Origin of the sequence: Sphingobium sp. BHU LFT2 (genome assembly GCF_018604485.1) — a bacterium.
Lineage (GTDB): Bacteria > Pseudomonadota > Alphaproteobacteria > Sphingomonadales > Sphingomonadaceae > Sphingobium > Sphingobium yanoikuyae_A.
Window position 1 is genome coordinate 1 of record NZ_JAFCGW010000067.1, and the last position, 1094, is coordinate 1094.

Annotated in this window: 1 protein-coding gene and 1 pseudogene; both read right to left on the minus strand. The window is 60.9% G+C overall.

What is annotated here, in order from left to right:
- Nucleotides 1-782, minus strand: a 782-nt coding sequence (locus JQK15_RS26450; protein ID WP_502956887.1) for a HEPN domain-containing protein, incomplete at its 3' end; no start/stop codon positions are given.
- Nucleotides 779-1094 (minus strand): annotated as a pseudogene (locus JQK15_RS26455) (hypothetical protein); the annotation flags it as partial. The pseudogene JQK15_RS26455 and the gene JQK15_RS26450, both read right to left, overlap by 4 nt.

A 1094-nucleotide genomic window follows, 5' to 3' on the forward strand; every position in this document is an offset into this window, starting at 1 on the left:
TAACGGGCCTCGACATAGGCCCTGCGGATGCATCCGAAGGCACGCCGCTGATGCCGGTCTTCGCGCGGCCACGCGGCGCGGAGATCGGGCGCCAGGGCCTCCGCCGCTTCGCGTAATTCATCCAGCGCATGGGTGCGTGGTCCATGGAGCGTGAAGGACCATAATATGCTCTGGTAAAGATGCTCGCAGGCCTGATGCAGCAACAGTGCGGCCATCCGCATATTGCCCCTGTCACGATAAAAGGCTGCACCAGCCAGAAAGTCGCAGCCATTTTTATGCCAGCGCGCGAATTCTGCTTTGCCCCTTCTGGCTCTCTCTTCCTCGGGCAAATGGCGCGGCGCTTTGAGGCGCAGCCCTTCCGCCTGATACAGCGCTACGCCCTTCTCCGCGATCGTGACGAAATGAGGCACGGCATCGACAAGAGCACTGTTGATCCGGTCCAGGCTTTCCACTGTCATCCGGACCGGCCGAGCAATCTCGCCATGTTCCCATGCGCGGCGCAATCGGTCTCGCACCAATCGCCAATCCTGCTCGCTGCGCGCGAGGCGCACATGGTTGACGATCAGCATCAACCGGAACGCCTCGCCCGGCGGAACGTCCTCCCATGCCTGCTCGGCGTACGGGCCGTGCAGAATGACTGCCAGGATACGCCCCTCGCGATATTGCTGCGACAGTCTGCCTTTGCAGCATTCCGCGAAGGTCTCGAAAACCATCCATGTCACCTGCTCAAGCTCATGCCGGATCGAGGCTGGAAGATGGCCGAAGTCAGTGCGCAGCGTCATGACGCTATCGTCGCATGCCGCTGGCCTCCATCCGCGAGGCGGGCATGACCAGTTACGTCATGTACGCGATCCAACAAGGCGCGGATCAGCAGACAAACTTGTTCAGGAGAAAAGCCGCCATCATCCATCGGCGGGTCGCCGATCAAATGGGGATAGCCCCATTTCCAATAAGGGGTGAGAATGGCAGCCAGACGCGCCATGTCCGGGCAATCAAGGGCAAAGCCGGTCGCATTGGCATAGGCCAGTGCTTTGCTGGTATCCTGGCGGATATGCTCGGCATTCCACGCGTCGGAAAAGCCGACGTCGAGCAGA